This is a genomic window from Treponema sp. JC4, from assembly GCF_000260795.1.
Lineage (GTDB): Bacteria > Spirochaetota > Spirochaetia > Treponematales > Treponemataceae > Treponema_D.
In genome coordinates this window covers 244,925-263,029 of the sequence record NZ_AJGU01000001.1, presented here as the reverse complement: position 1 = coordinate 263,029, position 18,105 = coordinate 244,925, and the positions used below count along the sequence as shown (strand labels likewise).

The following is an 18,105-nucleotide window of genomic DNA, read 5'->3' as shown; positions in this document are numbered from 1 at the left end:
TCTCCTATTTTTATTTAATAAATCTTTATTCTTTAGTAATTGTAAATGTTGTACTGCCCGAGTAATATTCGCCAGCAATCTGCACTGTAAGTGTTACGTTGTAAATACCTGAGCCAAGATCTCCTGCAGAAATTGTCCACATACCGTCCGCTGCTGTACCTTCGACAGGCTGATTACCGTAAGTTACATTCCATGAGTAAGAAGTAACTGTAATATTTGAGTCTGACTTTGGTCCGGCAGTAAGGGTAACCATATCGGAAGTGACTTCAGATTTGAGTTCAATTTTTTCTGCCAGATCTTCTGAATTAAGTTCTGCTAGAGTTACTGTAATTCCAGCAGTTGTTGAAGTTTCTGGCTCAGGTTTAGGCTCAACAGGGTCTGGTTCAGATGAATTATAATCCTCAACATAAGAAAGGTTTAGAGGAATATGATTTTCGCCAGCATGTATTGTAATTGGTTCTGACTCACCTGCCATAATAGTATGAGTTTCAGTTCCCCAGGATTTAGAAACCGTCACTTTTACATTAACATTTGAATCTACAGGAATATTCTCAAAGGCAAAAGAAACTGATCCCGTTCCTTCCAAAAGGCTGTGCCATTCATCAAAGTTAAAATCTTTATATGCGCTATCGGTATAATCACCGGTTATATCAACCTGGATTCTAAAAAATTCGTGAGGCTCTAAATCCTCTTCCTGAATCTGAAGTGCAGCACGTTCGCTTACTGCTTTAGCAAAGTTACCGTCAAATTCAATTTTTACAGCACCTGCTGCTTTGTCTGATGAAATTAAATTACAGGAAGAAAAACAGCCGATAACAAGAGTAAAAAGAACGGCCAGAACACTTTTTCCAAACTTTTTCATAAAATCCCCCGGGATTCATTTTATAACATTAATTTATTCTAACATAAGAAAATGATAAATTAAAGGGGAAAATTATGCATGCTGAACAGTTCTAAGGTCTGCAAGATTATCAAGAATGCGGGAAGTAATTTCAAAGGCTTCTTCATTAAGGCTCTGAAGATTATCTTCCATAGTATGAAGTTTTTCCCAGGTAAGGGGGCGCTGTCCGGAACGCAGAAAATAGTCTGCTTCGTCAGAGGGGAGCATGGTAAAGGCAACTGCAGGGATTCCGTTTGCAATAAAACCGGCGTTGTCACTGTAATTACAGGGAAGTTTTGTCCACTTGCCGCCGTTCGCACTTCTGATGATTTTTTCGGCCCTTTCTTCCAGCTGGCAAAAATCCTTTACAAAAAGACTAGGAAGATTTTTTGGAAGCAGGCTTTCTGTAAGAACCGGAATTGTCCCCCGCCCCATGCAGTCAAAAACATAAACATCATCTTTTGTGATTCCAAGTTTTTTGAAGAGTTTTGCAAGTCCAAAAGCCCCCTGCGATGCAACTCCCCCCTCGCTCAGCTCTTCGCCGTCTGTAAAAATCATTCTGATATTGTGAATTCCAGGCCGATTGATAAGACGTTCCGCAAAGCGCAGAAGTGAATAAACCGAAGAGGAATTGTCGTTTGCACCGGGAGTATTTGGAACCCGGTCGTAATGGGCAATTATAGTTTTGATTTTAAAAAGCGCATTGTACTGATTTTTGGGAAAAACCGGATAAAGATGATTTTTTCCATCAACCTGAATTATAGGACAATCAAGCCCGATACCGTTCAGATAGTTTTGAATAAAAGCTATCCTGTCAGCATCGAGCCTGATAAAGTCATTAAAATCCTCTTCCAAAAACGCCATGCCTAAATTATCGGCAAAAAAAATCTCCGGACTAACCGGAGATTTTTATTTAGCATATTTTTTTATGCTTTTACAAACTCTTTCTTAAGGAAGTCAAGGTCGAGTTCAGGATAAAGTACGTGAGCACCAAGCAGCTTGTTTACGCGAGCGCGTGCAGCAGTAACTGTATCATCAGAAATCTCAATCTTACCCTTAGCAGGTTTTCCTTCTTTTGTTACGCCAGGCTTTGTATTCTTAAGAACGAAGTCGATAATGTCTGCAACTTCCTTCATATCAGCTTCATTCATACCAAGAGTTGTAAGACCTGGAGTTCCGATACGGATACCAGATGTCCACCAGGCGCCGTTCTTGTCGTATGGAAGAGCATTTGCGTTAGCAGTTACACCGCACTTGAAGAGGGCAGCTTCTGCCTGTTTTCCGGTAAGACCGTAAACAGTTACATCGCAGAGCATAAGGTGGTTGTCTGTTCCGCCAGTCTGGAGAGGAATGTTGTGTGATTTACAGCCTTCAGCAAGAGCCTGTGCGTTCTTAACAACCTGCTGTGCCCAAGCCTGGTAAGCTGGAGTGCGGGCTTCTTTGAAAGCAATAGCCTTAGCAGCCATGATGTGTCCGAGTGGACCACCGAGTACCATAGGACAACCCTTATTTACGTAATCAGCAAATTCCTTCTTACAGAGAATCATAGCACCACGTGGACCGCGCAAAGTTTTGTGAGTTGTAGTTGTTACGATATCTGCCCATTTTACAGGATCGTAGTCGCCTTCGAAAACTTTACCTGCAACAAGACCTGCGAAGTGAGCCATATCTACCATGAGAACTGCTCCGCACTTGTCTGCAATTTCGCGGAAGCGCTTGAAGTTGATTTTGCGCGGATAAGCAGAGAAACCTGTCAAAAGGATGAGAGGTTTTACTTCCATTGCCTGCTTTTCAATTGCATCATAGTCCAAAAGACCAGTTTCTTTATCTACTCCGTATGGGTGTGATTCAAACATACGTGCAGAAACATTCATTTTATATCCATGAGTAAGGTGACCACCACAAGAGTAATCAAGACCCATAAGTTTCTGATTTCCGAACTTTTTGCGGAGTGCGTCAAACTGCTCGTCTGTCAAATCGTTCAAAGATTTTACGCCGAGTTCTTCCAAAGTTGGAGTTTCAACCTTTGCAGAAAGGATTGCCCAGTAAGCTACAAGGTTTGTGTCTGCACCAGAGTGTGGCTGTACATAAGCGTAGTCAGCACCAAAAAGAGCTTCTGCTTCGCGGGCAGCGGTATTTTCAACAGCATCGATATTTACACAACCGCCATAGTAACGGTGTTCAGGATATCCTTCTGCATATTTATCTGTAAGAAGGTTTCCCATAGCAGCCTGAACGTTAAGCGAACAGTAGTTTTCGCTTGCAACAAGCTTAAGGTGGCTTCTCTGATTTTCAAGCTCATTTACGATTGAAGCAGCAATATCAGGACCGACAGCTGCAACCTGCTGAAGATTAGCAACATAAGCGCACATAGCGGCATTTGGTTTACCGTTTGTGGCAGCAAGATAATTTTCCAATGGTGTAGACATTTTAATTCCCCCAAATATAGGATTTTATTTCCCATATACTACAGAAAAGGCAGATAAGTTTCAATTATTTTAAAGAACTTTAGGGGAATTAAAGATGTCTAAAAAGGCCTTATTTTATAAGACGTATATTATCTATATAAATATGAGATTCCTTTGGATACACTTCCCAGTTATCTGTTGTAATTGAAATACGCTTTACGTCGTTCAGAAAAGCTGTATGCTCCCTGAAATCAAATACAACAGTGTGCTTTCCTTTTGGAACCAGATAAGACTGAGTTGCCTGACACCACTTCCATTCATTTGTTGCCTGACAAACTGCAAGAATATTGTAGGTATAGTTTTCCGGATTATAAAAATCAATTGCAATATATTTTGTACCGCTCAAATCATTTGTTCCGTCATAAAACCATACTGCAGATTTGGAAGAGGCCACATCCATTGCTTCCATTGTAAGTTCCAGAGAATGTCTTCCTTCCGAAGCCCAGTCCTTAGAAAGATTTGCACCAGTTGAGATTTTATGACTTCCCCACTGGTCGTAATCAAAGCCAGCCCAGATCCAGTAATTGCCTTTTTCAAAGCCGTCAAAAAGTTCTACACTTCCTTTCGGGAGTTCTACATCGACCTGCGCAAAAAGAGCAGATGAAGCCAGCATTATAATCAATCCGAAAAAAATCTTTTTCATAACTTTACCCCCGTCCTACTCTACCTTGAACTTATTCATTGCTTCACGAAGCTTTGAAATACTGCCGACATTCTTTTCTACACAATGCTGAGCCTGTTTAGAATAAGCGCTGATTGCATCAGTTTTTTCTGTCATGTTCAGCACATTGTTATTTACGGCAGTAGTCATGTTTGCAATGCTGTCCATTTCATAAGAAACCTGCTTGCTGCCTTCCATCATTTCATCAGAGTCGTTCTTAACGTTTCCTGTGATATCTTTAATGGTGTGCATAAGCACAAGAACCTGTTCTCCACCCTGATTCTGCTGTTTCATTGCTTCATCAATTACAAGTTCCTGCTCGCTTACCGTCTTAGTCAGGGAGAAGATGCTTGTAAACTGTTCCTGAACCTTCTTTGTAGATTCCGAAACCTCATCAATAAGGTTCTGAACATCTTTAAGTTCATTCTGAATCTTAGTTCCCTGAGAGCTTGATTCCTCTGCAAGTTTTCGGATTTCACCAGCAACAACGGCAAAGCCCTGACCTCTTTCTCCTGCGTGAGCAGCTTCAATAGCCGCATTCATGGCAAGAAGGTTTGTCTGACTTGCAATATTCTTAATTACAGAAGATGCCTCCTGAAGTCCTTTTGATCTCTCCTGAATCTTTTCTGAAAGTTCTGCCGTATTATCAATTAATGACTGACCTAACTCCGAAGCCTGCTCAAGAGAATTGATTGACTGGCGGTTATTTTCAAGAATGTTGGTAACACTGCGGATATTCTGAGTCATCTGTTCTACAGAGGCAGATGATTCTGTAACGCTGTTTGCCTGAACTTCAATGTTTTCATTAAGCTTTTTAATGTTCTTTACAATCTGTTCAACAACAGAACGGGCTTCTTCAACACCAGCTGCGTGCTCCTGCATCTGCTCCTGAATAGACTGAATGCTTGCAGTAATATCAACTACAGCCTGAGAAGTCTGAGTCATAGAATCATTAAGTTCATTTCCAATTCCGTCCATTTCTGAACTTGATTCCTTAACGTCCTTAATTGAAGTTGAAAGCTTATCCATTGTCTTGTTAAAGCTTTCGCACATTGCACCAATTTCATTTGCCTGATTTGAGTGCAGGCGGACAGTCATATCACCATCACCTTCACTGATATTCTGAAGAGCCTTAACCGTAATCTTAAGAGGCTTTATAATTCTTGTAACAACGACAAATACAATCATCATTACAATTATAATCTGAAGGATAAAGGCAAATATAATATTCCAGATTGTCTTCCAGGCTGTTTCTTCCATTACCTTTACAGGTGTCATTGAAACAAAATACCAGAAGGCACCGGAGCGGTCCACCTGAGTTTTTGAAACTACAACAAACTGATTAACATTTGCAATCTTTGCAGTAAAAAAGCTTGTATCAGCAGTCTGATTTCCATTTTCATCAACAGAAGTAAAATATTCGTTATAGGCTGAATCTGAATAAAGGGCACTTTTTGAACCAACCGTACTTCCATCACTTGCGGCAAGAACCGCACCCGAAGAAGTAAGGAACTGACATACTGTACCCTTATTGATTGAAGAGCCGTCCATCATTCCTGCAAGACCGGAAAGTACAATATCAATACCCGCAACACCAGTTCTCTGACCAAGCGAATTCTGAATAGGAGCAAAAACCTTTGCGGTCAGAACCTTTTCTCCGTCAAGAGTTGTAATTGCAGGTTCACTGATAAAAGGATTACCCGCATTTGAAGCCTGTTCAATCTGCTGAGGAGTGAATTCTGTTACAATATCGTTTTTGATTCGTCCGTTTTTATCACGGATATAATGAACCTTAAACTGTCCTGTTGGATTATCTCTTGAATCAGCACGTTTTGCATCTTTGTGGTCAAACATATTAGGAACCCAATAGGCCCATGCCGAATCAATTCTTGAAGTTTTAACAAGAGCACGAACTTCCTGTTCTACAGAAGAGGAACGCTGCTTATCAGGTATAGCCCAGGTTCCACCCAAAAGACCTGCAAGAGTTTCTGCCGAATAAACCATTTCGGTCATCGTTTTTTCTACAGAATCTCCCTTCTTTTCTGTAAGCGTAATAATACTTTTGGTAATTTGCTGCTTATTGTTTTGAAGAACTGTTTTACCAATCATGAATGTCATCAAAATTGAAATGACAATCATTGCCAACCCCAGCGAAAGGACAAGACTCATCCTTATCGACTTGAAAGAAAAACTACTCTTAGCCATTCTTTCCTCCAGTTGTATATAAAAAATGTCAATACGGTAAAACTTTTTTTATGTGCTTGATTGTACGTTATATCAGCACAGAACGCAATTATTTTTTGTTATATTTAAGAATTTCCGGGAAATTAGTTAAAAGAAAAACCGCAAGCCCACCCGGACTTGCGGAAAATTTATTTAGAGGAGAATTTGGATTCTAATTAGATCTTAACGCGGCGTGCGCGAACGTCGAACAATACGGCAGCAATCAAAACAGCACCACGAACGATGTACTGCAAAGAAATACCTACACCCATAAGGTTCATACCGTTTGTCAAAGAAGACATTACAAGAGCACCAATCATTGTTCCTGTAACTTTACCAACACCACCAGATGCTGATGTACCACCAACGTAAGAAGAAGCAATGGCATCCATTTCGAATGCGTTACCAGCTGTTGGTGTAGCTGACTGAAGACGTGCTGCGAACAATACACCAGCAAGACCAGCGAGCATACCCATGTTACAGAATACGAACATCAAAATCTTTTCAACCTTAATACCTGAAAGCTGAGCAGCTTCGCGGTTACCACCTACAGCGTAGATGTGGCGTCCAAGAACTGTGTTGTTTGTAATGAAGTGGTAGATACCAAGTACTACAAGTACGATTACGATTGTCCAAGAAAGTCCATGATACTGAGCAAGTTTTGTTGTGAAGAACAAGATCAAAACTGCCATGAAGAACAATTTAGCAATGAACAATGTTTTTGGGCTGTCAGAAAGACCATATTTAGCCTTGTTAGCACGAGCCTTGATTTCTGAACCGATAAGACATCCTACAAGAGCAATACCAAGAATCATTGTAAGGATATGAATGTCGTGTTCACCACCGATATCAGGAATAAATCCGTTACCAATAGCGTTGAATGTTTCGTTCTTGATTACGATTGTACCAGTAGAACCAGTAACCAGAAGCAAAGCACCACGGAAGATAAACATACCAGCCAAAGTTACAACGAAAGGTGGAACTTCACATTTTGCAACTAAGAAACCCTGATAAGCACCAACAAGAATACCGATTACCATTGCACCAAGTACGAGTACTACTACTGGAACACCAGGAGCAACACGCATAATCTGAGCAACAATAGCACCAATAAAACCACAAACATAACCTACAGAAAGGTCAATCTGAAGGTCGATCAAAATCAATGTCATACCGATTGCAAGAACTGCAACGTATCCTGTCTGATCGAACAGGTTACTAAGGTTACGAGCATTCATGAAGATACCGCCGGTTGTGGCAGTAAAGAAAAGCATTACAGCAAGCAAAGCGATGAACATACCATAAGAACGCATGTTACGCTTGATTATAGTTAATGTACCCATTTTATATTTCTCCTTAATTTAGTTTTCAGTAGCAATACGCATGATTTTTTCCTGCGTAGCTTCTGCACCACTCATTTCGCCGGCAATTACACCGCCAGATACAACACAGATGCGGTCACTCATACCAAGAACTTCAGGCAATTCTGAAGAAATCATGATAATAGCCATACCCTGTTCTACCAGCTGGTTCATCAGCGAATAAATCTCATACTTAGCACCAACATCGATACCGCGTGTAGGTTCATCAAGAATAAGAACTTCTGGACGTGTCATCATCCATTTAGCCAAAGCTACTTTCTGCTGGTTACCACCAGAAAGGTTGTTTACCTTTGTATCAATAGATGGTGTTTTTACACGAAGATCTTTTACATACTGTGAACTGATAACAATTTCCTTGTTCTTATCTACAACGCCGTTTTTAACAAGCTGTCTCAAAGAAGCAATTGTGATGTTCTGCTTTACATCCTGCTGAAGCAAAAGTCCATTACCTTTACGGTCTTCAGAAACGTATCCGATACCGTCAGCAATAGCGTCTGCAGGGTGTTTGTAGTTAACCTGTTTTCCGTTGTGGAAAGCAGCGCCTTCTACCTTGTATTTGCGTGGGTTACCAAAAAGGCTCAATGCAAATTCAGTACGTCCACAACCCATAAGTCCAGCAAGACCAAGGATTTCACCCTTACGAACTGTAAGGTTTATACCTTTAAGCAGCTGGCGTGAAACTGTGTAGTCATAAACTTTCCAGTCTTTAACTTCCAGAGCAACATCACCGATATTGATGTGTTCACGTTTTGGATAGATATTAGTAAGTTCACGACCTACCATGTATTTAATAATCTGCTCTTCGTTGATTTCATCTTTTTCAAGCTGAGCAACTGTCTTACCATCGCGCAATACTGTTACGCGGTCAGCAATTGCAGTTACTTCCTTAAGCTTGTGTGAAATCATGATACTTGTAACGCCCTGTTTTTTGAGCTCTACAATAAGGTTAAGCAGATTTTCACTGTCATTTTCATTCAAAGAAGATGTAGGTTCATCAAGAATAAGAATACGAACGTTCTTACTCAAAGCTTTTGCAATTTCTACAAGCTGCTGTTTACCTGTACCAAGATCCTTAATCTTTGTACTTGGGTCAACATCAAGTCCTACACGCTCAAGCTGTTTTTTAGCCTGAATAATTGTTTCGTTCCAGTTAATAGTACCGTTCTTGTTCCGGATTTCATGTCCAAGATAGATGTTTTCGTAAACAGACAATTCAGGAATCAATGCCAGTTCCTGATAAATAATTGCAAGGCCTGCTCGTTCACTGTCTTTGATTGTTTTGTACTCTTGAACTGCTCCATCGATGCGGATTTCTCCCTTATAAGTTCCAAAAGGATATACTCCAGAAAGAACCTTCATCAAAGTTGATTTACCAGCACCATTTTCACCACAGATGAAAAGGATTTCTGCTTCTTCAGCTTTAAATGTTACATCATCAAGAGCTTTAACTCCGGGGAATGTTTTTGTGATATGAGCCATTTCAAGTATTGTCTTGCCCATTTTGTTATTACCCCCATTTTGTAATTGAAAAAATAATCCGGATTTACCGGTTTAAGTTTGTGCGTATTCACGCTGTATTTTTAATTTTCTTCTTAATTAATATTATTAAATCTTTATTAAATATGTTTTATTTTTGGACGGGGAGCGAACTCCCCGTCCTGTTGAAGAAGGCGAACAAGCCGCCTTCATTCAATTTATTTTACGATATCAACGTTAGACTTTGTGATAACAGTTACATCAGCCTGGATAGCCTTAACCTTTGTCTTACCATTGTCGTAAGAAGCAGAAGTTGCAGGAGCTTTACCGTTGATGAGCTGTGTAGCCAAGTCTACAGCTGCTTTAGCCAATACAGATGTGTTCTTCCATACTGTCATTGTCTGTTTTCCATCGCGGATGTACTGGAGAGAAGCTTTTTCAGCATCCTGTCCTGTGATTACATATGATTTTACAGCTGGGTCTTTAGCGAATTCGTCAGCGATTGCACGAGCAGTACCATCGTTTGGAGCCAAGATAGATACATCACCCTTGTCAGCAGCCTTAGCAACTGTCAAGTTATCAGCAGCCTTTCTCTTAGCAACATCGAAGTTCCAGTCTGTTGTTACCTGGTTGATTACGTTAGAAAGTTCAGCACGTGTAAGTGTTTTCTTTGAAGAAAGTTTTTCAGCTTCAGAAGAGTTCTTGATTACGAATGTACCGTCAGCAATTTTTGGCTGGAGTACTGACCAAGCACCTTCGAAGAAGATGAAAGCGTTGTTGTCTGATGCAGCACCTGCATAGAGGTACAATGGGTTTCCTTTCTTTGATTTATCTTTAAGGTTGTCGATAAGGAACTGTCCCTGTGCAACACCTACAGAGAAGCTGTCGAATGTTACATAGTAGTCAACAGCAGTTGTATCTGTAATAAGACGGTCATAAGAAATAACCTTTACCTTATCTTTCTTTGCAGCTTCAGCAGCAGCAGCGGCAGCAGCACCGTCCTGTGGACAAATAATAAGAACTTTGATTCCCTTTGTAAGAAGAGCTTCAACGTTCTGTTTTTCTTTGTTTGAGTCTCCCTGAGAGAACAAAACTTCTACAGAAGCATTGTCTTTAAGAAGGTTTGTGAATGATGTTTCGTCCTGAATCCAGCGTGGTTCATCTTTTGTTGGAAGAACGATACCTACTTCTGTCTTAGCTTTCTTTGCTTTAGCAGCAAAAGCTGAAGAAGATACTGCAGCAAATGCACAAGCTGCGAGTACAACTTTTGTAATTTTTTTCATAAAAAACTCCTTTCCGCCTCCTAAGCGGTGTTCTTTTTTTTATAGAAACATTTTTGTTTCTTATTGATTTCAGTATATAAGATTGCAGAAATAAAAATTCATCAATTTTCTAGACAATATTAGTTTCTTACGCATTTTTTTTGTTTTTCATCATAATTATTTTGTCCAAATTCTAGAATTTATTGCTGTGCAAAATTTTTATGTGCTAATTTGTGCTATACTCATCCATATGATTGAACTTGAACTTGCAACTAAAAAAATTACGACAGACCTTCCCGCCTTTGTGATGGGAATTGTAAACGCTACTCCCGACTCATTTTTCAGCGGAAGCCGCGGTGGAATTGAACGCGCCTTGCAGCTTATTGAAGAAGGCGCAGATCTCCTTGACCTTGGGGCAGAATCAACCCGCCCAGGAAGTGAATATGTAAGCGAAGAAGAAGAAATCCGCCGCCTTATTCCCCTCATTAAAGAAATAAGAAAATCAAGCAGCATTCCCCTTTCTATAGATACAAGAAAAGCAGCAGTTTTTAAGGCTGCAGTAGAAGCAGGAGCTGACATTTTGAACGACATCAGCGCTTTGGAAGATGCCCCGGAACTTGCAGATTTCTGCGCAAAAAAGAAACTCCCGGTAATTCTCATGCATAAACGAGGAAACCCGGGAACCATGCAGAAAAACACAGAATACACAGACTGCTTTTCCGAAGTTAACGACTACCTCATCAACCGCGTGGACTTTGCCCTTTCAAAAGGAATTGAAGCTGATAAAATCATTCTTGACCCTGGAATCGGCTTTGGAAAAAATGCTCATGATAATTTCCAGCTTATCCGCCGCTGCGGAGAACTTGCCGGCGGCAAATACAAGGTGCTTATGGCCCTTTCCAGAAAAACCTGCATTGGCGAGGCAACCGGACGCCCGGTAGAAGAGCGCTTATACGGAACTCTTGCCGCAGATCTGTTTGCCGTACAGAAGGGGGCTTTTATGGTTCGTGTTCACGACGTAAAGGAAACTGTAGATACGCTCAAAGTTTTAAAAGCCTACAATAATCAGTAATTATATTATTTATATAGAAGAATATGACAAAATCAGAAGTCAGAAAACAAATAAAAGCTCTCATCCCCGCAGAAGATATCCGGAAGGCAGAAAGCCAGAGAATCTGCCGGCTTATCATGCAAAGCGAAGAATACAAAAAAGCCCCTCTCCTGCTTTTATACATGGCGATGGATGATGAAGTTGATTTAAAAATTCTGAACGATGACGCACTAAATCGCAGAAAGCTGGTCGGCTTGCCTCGAATAATGGCCCAGAGCGGTCTTATGGATTTTTACTACGCAACAGCCCAAACACAATTGCAGGCGGAAGCCAGCTACGGAATAAAAGAGCCGGAAGCAAAAGCAGAAAATTTAATTAAGCCGGAAACTCTTCCTGACGGTACCTTGATTATCGTACCCGGTCGTGCCTTTACAAAAGAAGGCTGCCGTCTTGGCCGCGGAAAAGGTTTTTATGACCGCTGGCTTTCAAAAATCCCTGCAGACAAAAAAAATCGTGTTCATCTTGCAGGAGTTTGCTTTTCGCAGCAGATTGTGGAAAGCATTCCTTGTGATGAACACGATATTAAGATGAACAAAGTCTTTTATTAATTATTGCAATTTAGATTGATAAAAAAATGGCGCGAGGGAACAGAGTGCGGAGCAAAAACACTCTGATTGTTGCGACCGTGAAAGCGGTCAATTCTATAGTTTCTTTGCAACAATCAGCGTGTAGCGCGATATCGCGCGGTTTTGCTCCGTACTCTGTGACCGGGAGCCATTTTTTTAAACAAAACTTACTTTACAAGAATAAATTCTACGCGTCTGTTCTTCCAGTTGTTGTCCTTGTCTTTTGGATTAACAACAGGTTTTGTACCACCCATACCTTCAGTAGAGATATTAGCTCCGCTTACACCCTTCTTCATAAGGTATGCGCGGATTGCATCTGCACGTTCCTTAGAAAGTGGCTGAGAAGCACGACCCCACTGGTTCATGTTATCTACAGTCTCTTCTTCAGGATTATCAGTTACCTTGTTAGCGTGACCAACTACAGTAACCTTGTAATCCTTGAACTTCTTAAGGATTTCTGCAATACGGTTCAAAATCTTAATGTTGTTGTCTACCTTATCTTTTGCAAGCTTAGCATTTGCAGTCTGGAAGTTTGCGGCATCACTCTCAAAGATAATAGAAGGAACTGCCATCTTAAGAACGTTACCATCGCGGATAACAAGAACATCGATTGAAATCTGACCTGTTACAGTATTTGTCATACCAAGGTTATCAGTTACTGTGAACTCATAAGGATAATCCATAGCAGACTGAACGCGTTCTGCACGACCAGCTGCATCTTTCTGAACATTACTCAAACCGTCCCAGATAAGACGTTCTGTAATAGCATTCTTACCGTTCTGAATCCAGAAATTCTTTCCTTTTGGATCTTTGATTGTAAAGCTCCAGTTCTTAACCTGAGCCTTTGTAGCGCAAGAAAGCTTGATAAAGAGGTCATCGTCTGTACCGTCGTTATCAGGGCTGAAGTATTCAGGAGCTGTCTGAACCTTAAGCTGTGGAGGAGTTGCAGTACATACAAATGGAGAAGAAACTGCACTTACTACGTTACCTTTTTCGTATTCAATATCAAGAGTACCAGTAAAGGTTCCTTCGCAGGCATTTCCGTCTGCACCAGCGCCATTCCAGTTGATTACAGCAGGAACGTTTGCGCTGTCTTTTTCAGAAAGGGCAAATACGCTCTTTCCGTCTTCTTTACGAACATTAAAGCTCCAGGTCTTAATTCCGTCTGGAACAGAAAGTGTAATTTCAAACTTCTGGGCATCAACTTTAGAGTCTCCGTTTGGAGAGATTCCTTCAAGGTCAGCTGTAAGGTAAGCCTTAGTTTCGCGACTGTCGAGTGTGAGTGAAGGAAGAACTGATTTGAAGGAGTTTCCAGCCTCATCAGTTGAAGTAAATTCAATAGAATAAACTCCGTCTGCTGCTACGTTTCCGCTTTCGTCACTTCCATCCCATGTAAGAGAAGATGAAGCACCGCTCCATGTATAAGTTTTTACAATCTGATTTTTTGAATCACGAACATTTGCAGTCCAGAGTTTTTCAGGAGTGCAGTTTGCAATTGTTACAGGCATTTTATCTTTCTTGCTGTCTCCGTCTGGAGAGAAGAACTTGTATGGAGTAGAAGCAGTAAGAGAAGGAGCAACTGTATCAATTACAAAAAGCTGAGTAGAAGCAGCAACCTGAGAACCGTTTGTAGCTTCAAGACTGAGCTGAGCAGAATAGTTTCCGTCTGCACAGAGAGTCTTGTCATCAGCTTTTCCGTCCCATGTAAAGCTTGCAGGAAGAGAATTTTCACCGCTTGTTGTGTAAACAGCTTTGCCGGAAGAATCCTTTACAGTGAATGTGTATGACTTAACTTCTTTTGTCTGTGTGAGTGGAGTAAAGCTGATTGTCTTTTTAGGGCTGTTTCCGTCCGGCTTTGGAGAGAAAGCAGAATCACTCATAGCAAGAAGAAGCTGAGCTTCTGTTGTATCAAATGTTACAGTTCCGGCAGTCTGTCCACCGCCTGCGTTTCCTGCAAGGTCAACTGCAGAAATTACCATCTGGTATTTACCCTTTTCGCTGATCTGACCTTTGTCGTTTACACCGTTCCATGTAACTGATTCTGGTGGGAAAGCGCCAAAGTCATATGTGCGTACAACTTCATTTGTATCAACATTCTTGATTTCAGCCTTCCAGTTCTGAACAGGAGCACCAGCTGAAGGAAGAGTTGTAATGGCAAATTTTACAGAATCTTTTGAGCCGGCACCAAAGGTTGTTTCAGAAGCCTTAATGCTTGCAACAGGTTTTTCTGTATCAAGTACTACATATGGAGAATAGATTGTTGCAGGAACATATCCGTTCAGATATTTTGCAGTAATGCTTGCGCGGTATTCACCATCTTTAAGTTTTGTTTTTCCGTCTGTTCCGTCAAAAGTAATTTCTGAAGGAGGAACAGCACCAGTATTTGACTGATTGTAAACACGAACTGCTTTTCCGTTTCTGTCTTCAATTGTCAAAGCCCATTCAACAAGCTTGTTACCAGATTTTTCTTCAGGAACAGGAATTGTGAGGTTGAACTTAACGTCTTTGTAAACGCTTTCTGTATTTGGAGAGAAGTAGCGTGAAGAAGCAAGATAAATGTTTGTTGCAGGTTTTTCTGCAGAATAGATGATATTTGCAATACCAGTTTTTGCAGCCTTGTTACCAGCGCGGTCAGTTGCTGTGATATCATAATTATAAACACCATCAGGAAGCTGTGCATCCAGGTCATCAGTTCCCTTCCAGCTGAATTCCAGAGGTTCAGATTTTTTCCAGGTGTAAGTGCGAACAGTTTTTCCGTCTGCACTTGCAAAAGTACCAACCCACAAATCTTCTTTTGAACCGCTCTGGCGAACTTTAAATGCAGCCTTAGCGCCTTCACCAAAGATTTTATCTCCAGGCTGAGCAATTTCAACCTCAGGAGCAACTGTATCAATTACTACCTTGAATTCTTTTGTCTGGCCTTTGTTGCCGTTATCATCAATTGCAGTAATATAATAGAAGTAAGTTCCATCTGGAGCCAGTTCACCGTTATCCATTGTTCCGTTCCAGGTAATTGAAGACGGAATTTCTACTCCGTGTTTTGGAGTAATAAGCTGCTTGAAGAAGGATTTTACTCCAAGTTTTTCTGGAAGTGAAACCTTATTTTCAATTGTGCGGACAACCTTTTTGTTTGAGTCCATAATTACAAGACTCCAGCCCTGAACATAACGTTTATCAGAAATGCGGAGTGGAATCTCAAGAGCATCCTGTACACCATCATTGTTAGGTGAAATATAGCGGGTTTTTGCAAACGCGCAGACAGGAATCATCAATGCTAATAATGCGATTTTTACAGATTTCATTTTTGCCATATTCCTACTCCTCGTCATCGTCTTCTTCATCATCTGACCAAACCTTGATTACAGGAGGAGTCTTATCCTTCATACCAAGATTTACGTCTACGTTTGCTGTAACAGCGTGAACTGAGGCATCAAGATTTTTGTAAGCAGCAGAAGCAACCATTTCACTTTCGCTCCAGCCGTTCTTTTCAAGATACTGATTGTTCTTTACGTTGAAGTTGAATTTAAAGAAAGCTCCAATTCCGGCAGAGAAACCTTTATTGTGAGCTTCTGCCATTTCATAACAGTTGATTGATACAGGAACTGTAAAATAAAGCATTTCTTTTACACAGAATTTTGGTGTAATGTCAAAAATAACATTCTGGAAGGTTGGAACTGTGATGTCTAAAGCAGCGCTAACGTCAAAGTTTTCGTTTTTATAGAAAACAGCATTTGCACCGGCTTTAAGAGTTACAGGAGAAGGCCAGTTTGTTGCAGCTTTATCCCATCTTGCTCCTGGAATTTCATCAGGTTTGTAATATTTTCCAAGATTCAAAAGTGAAGCACCTACGCTGAAATCTGGCATAAAGGCAAGCTGTCCGAAATCATAAACAAAACCAACTCCAGCACCAATTGCCCAGTCAGCACCAGCGCCCCAGGCAAGACCTAAGTCTGCATTAGCACCAACAGAAAGTTTTGGAGTAATTTCTTTTGAAAGTCCGGCCTTCATATTCCATGTATTTTTGAGCCATGGAGTAGAAACAAAGTTTGTAAGGCCTGAAAAGTTGAACATCTTGAAAGGAATCAGGATTCCAGCCTGAAAAGCGTTTCCGTAATCATCACTTGGATCATAAGTAATAAGAGCAGTATAGCCAAGGTTCAAAGACACGCGCTGAGCCTGTGCTGTAAGAGCCGGGTTCAAAACGATTGAATCTGAACTGCAGCCTAAAGTTCCCACACTGGCAACAGAATTCATTCCTGTAAGGTTTCTTGTACTCGAAAGATTCCAGAGATTTTCTGAAAGCTCCGGTGGATTGTAAGCACTTGCTGATGAAAGAATCAGGGCAAATGCAGCAATTGCAATACCAATTTTTTTCATTTTTATTCTCCCAATTTTTATAATAAAAATTTGTTCTAAATTATACTGCAATCTGATTTATATTTCCACTAAACAAAGGATTAAGATAAACAAAGACTTAACTTGAAATATCAGTTTTTTTCTCTTATTATAAATGTATGAGTGCAGCAGGTAAAAATACAAAACCAGCAAGTTCTGGCGGATTCTTTTCAAATTTGTTTTCATCGCTTTTTAAATCATCAAATCCGGATGCAGATAAAAAACGCAGGTTAAAAAATATTGCTAAGGCATTTTCAAAATCAAAATTCCACGTTTTCTATAAACCGAATACACAGGAAATTCTTCCTCCATTTCCGAAAATGCTTTATGATTTTTACAAGGCAACTTCTCAGGCTCAGGTTTATTTCAGAAACATTCCTAATCCTAATCAGCATAAGCAGCGCCTTATCACCTACTCACTTTCAGAAAATCAGGCAGAGCTTCTGGAACACTTTGACGAAAACAAAATCATGGAAATGTCAAAGCAGATTCCAATCAACAAAATCAAAACTCAGATTGACCACGATTTGCAGACCTTTAAGGCTGAATTTGAAGGCGAGCGCGCAAATAAAATAGAAAATCTTTACAAGGCTTTCTGCCTTTTTCAGGATTTCTGTACTTACGACTACTACGTACTTCTCCGCAAATTCAATTCGGGAATCAAGGAATTCTCTTTTGAAAGTACTCCAACTTTTGATAAACTCAACGGCGATTATATCACCGATGACCTTAAGGATTTTATTGCAGTAGCCTTCCCTATTACGGATGATACAGTTGTCTGGTCTGATTTGTTTGAATTCTTCCAGAAAACTACAGGTAAGGAACTCTGTTCTCAGGGTAACTGGAAAAAGATTATCGCAAGAATCCGTTCAATTCAGGCAACAAGAACCTTTGACATGATGATTCAGATGATTTCTCAGGATCCGTCTTACGCTTCTGAATACAACATGAACATCGAATCTCTTCTTGATCCTTATGTAGAAACATTAACAAACGACACATGGAATCTTTTGAATAAAATCAGCGAACACCAGAAGGAATCTAAGGCAAATGATATCTGTCTTCAGATTTTTGGAACCGCTTCGCCTCAGTCTCTGGCTCATTATGTTCCGTCTTTTAATGAAGGAATGCTTAAAAAGAGCCTTGATCAGATTATTTATGCTGAACCTCTGAATTACCTTAAGGCCTTCCTTGTTGAATACCTTAAAAAAGATATCCGTGAATTCTATGATGTTGTAGTTATCCGCGGTCAGTGGGATTCTTCTATTTCAGCGCCAATGTCTAACGCTTATCAGGAGCTGCTTGCTGTTTCTGACCAGATTACCGCTTTTGACGAAAGTTTTGCAGAAGAAGGCGCTATGGGAATGAAGATTAAGACACTTCTTCCAAAAACCGGACACGATAACTCTGCAATCAGCATTATTAACCGCGTTATTTCTGATGCAAATGATGCTGCAAAGGGCTTTATCATTACTTCTACACAGAACTTTGTAACAATCGGTAAGACTATAAAACAGTTGATTGAAGACTATTCTCTTTCTAAGCCGGTTTTGGTTCAGAACTGGAAAGAACTTGAAAAATACATTGAACAGCCAATGAAAGACTTCAGCGTAGGCATTTACAAGAAGATTTACCTTTTTGTTCAGCTTATGCAGCAGTACCTTACACAGAACGATTAGTT

At 40.4% G+C, this 18,105-nt stretch carries 13 protein-coding genes; 3 read left to right on the top strand and 10 right to left on the bottom strand.

What is annotated here, in order from left to right:
- Positions 1-25 precede the first annotated feature (25 nt).
- The 8 genes from MSI_RS01015 to MSI_RS00980 all read right to left on the bottom strand — a co-directional run bounded on the left by MSI_RS01015 (position 26) and on the right by MSI_RS00980 (position 10,373).
- Positions 26-862 carry a hypothetical protein gene (locus MSI_RS01015; RefSeq protein WP_009102747.1) on the bottom strand — a complete coding sequence of 279 codons (837 nt, stop codon included), beginning with the start codon at positions 860-862 and terminating at the stop codon, positions 26-28.
- A 72-nt stretch (positions 863-934) separates the two neighbouring features.
- Positions 935-1,744, bottom strand: a complete 810-nt coding sequence (locus MSI_RS01010; protein WP_009102745.1) for a M28 family peptidase — start codon at positions 1,742-1,744, stop codon at positions 935-937.
- A gap of 62 nt (positions 1,745-1,806) precedes the next feature.
- Complete coding sequence (locus MSI_RS01005; protein ID WP_009102743.1) at positions 1,807-3,309, bottom strand: glycine hydroxymethyltransferase; 1,503 nt, start codon at positions 3,307-3,309, stop codon at positions 1,807-1,809.
- A gap of 109 nt (positions 3,310-3,418) precedes the next feature.
- Positions 3,419-3,991: a hypothetical protein gene (locus MSI_RS01000; protein WP_009102741.1), complete on the bottom strand. Its 573-nt coding sequence runs from the start codon at positions 3,989-3,991 to the stop codon at positions 3,419-3,421.
- A gap of 15 nt (positions 3,992-4,006) precedes the next feature.
- Complete coding sequence (locus MSI_RS00995; RefSeq protein ID WP_009102740.1) at positions 4,007-6,214, bottom strand: methyl-accepting chemotaxis protein; 2,208 nt, start codon at positions 6,212-6,214, stop codon at positions 4,007-4,009.
- A gap of 194 nt (positions 6,215-6,408) precedes the next feature.
- The gene (locus MSI_RS00990; RefSeq protein ID WP_009102739.1) at positions 6,409-7,575 is read right to left on the bottom strand and encodes a sugar ABC transporter permease; all 1,167 of its coding nucleotides are present in this window, start codon (positions 7,573-7,575) and stop codon (positions 6,409-6,411) included.
- 18 nt (positions 7,576-7,593) lie between these two features.
- Positions 7,594-9,114 (bottom strand): sugar ABC transporter ATP-binding protein, encoded by a 1,521-nt coding sequence (locus tag MSI_RS00985; protein ID WP_009102738.1) that lies wholly within the window; start codon positions 9,112-9,114, stop codon positions 7,594-7,596.
- A gap of 194 nt (positions 9,115-9,308) precedes the next feature.
- Positions 9,309-10,373: a sugar ABC transporter substrate-binding protein gene (locus tag MSI_RS00980; RefSeq protein WP_009102737.1), complete on the bottom strand. Its 1,065-nt coding sequence runs from the start codon at positions 10,371-10,373 to the stop codon at positions 9,309-9,311.
- 229 nt (positions 10,374-10,602) lie between these two features.
- Between MSI_RS00980 and folP the strand changes: the two genes are divergently transcribed.
- Positions 10,603-11,424 (top strand): dihydropteroate synthase, encoded by an 822-nt coding sequence (gene folP / locus MSI_RS00975; RefSeq protein ID WP_009102736.1) that lies wholly within the window; start codon positions 10,603-10,605, stop codon positions 11,422-11,424.
- Between the two features lie 23 nt (positions 11,425-11,447).
- The gene (locus MSI_RS00970; protein WP_009102735.1) at positions 11,448-12,011 is read left to right on the top strand and encodes a 5-formyltetrahydrofolate cyclo-ligase; all 564 of its coding nucleotides are present in this window, start codon (positions 11,448-11,450) and stop codon (positions 12,009-12,011) included.
- A 185-nt stretch (positions 12,012-12,196) separates the two neighbouring features.
- On the opposite strand, the gene MSI_RS00965 is transcribed toward MSI_RS00970, so the two are convergent.
- On the bottom strand, positions 12,197-15,340 hold the full coding sequence (locus MSI_RS00965; protein WP_009102734.1) for a FlgD immunoglobulin-like domain containing protein: 3,144 nt from the start codon (positions 15,338-15,340) through the stop codon (positions 12,197-12,199).
- 4 nt (positions 15,341-15,344) lie between these two features.
- Positions 15,345-16,406: a hypothetical protein gene (locus tag MSI_RS00960; RefSeq protein ID WP_009102733.1), complete on the bottom strand. Its 1,062-nt coding sequence runs from the start codon at positions 16,404-16,406 to the stop codon at positions 15,345-15,347.
- A gap of 137 nt (positions 16,407-16,543) precedes the next feature.
- On the opposite strand from MSI_RS00960, the gene MSI_RS00955 reads away from it, so the two are divergent.
- On the top strand, positions 16,544-18,103 hold the full coding sequence (locus MSI_RS00955) for a hypothetical protein (protein WP_009102732.1): 1,560 nt from the start codon (positions 16,544-16,546) through the stop codon (positions 18,101-18,103).
- Positions 18,104-18,105 lie beyond the last annotated feature (2 nt).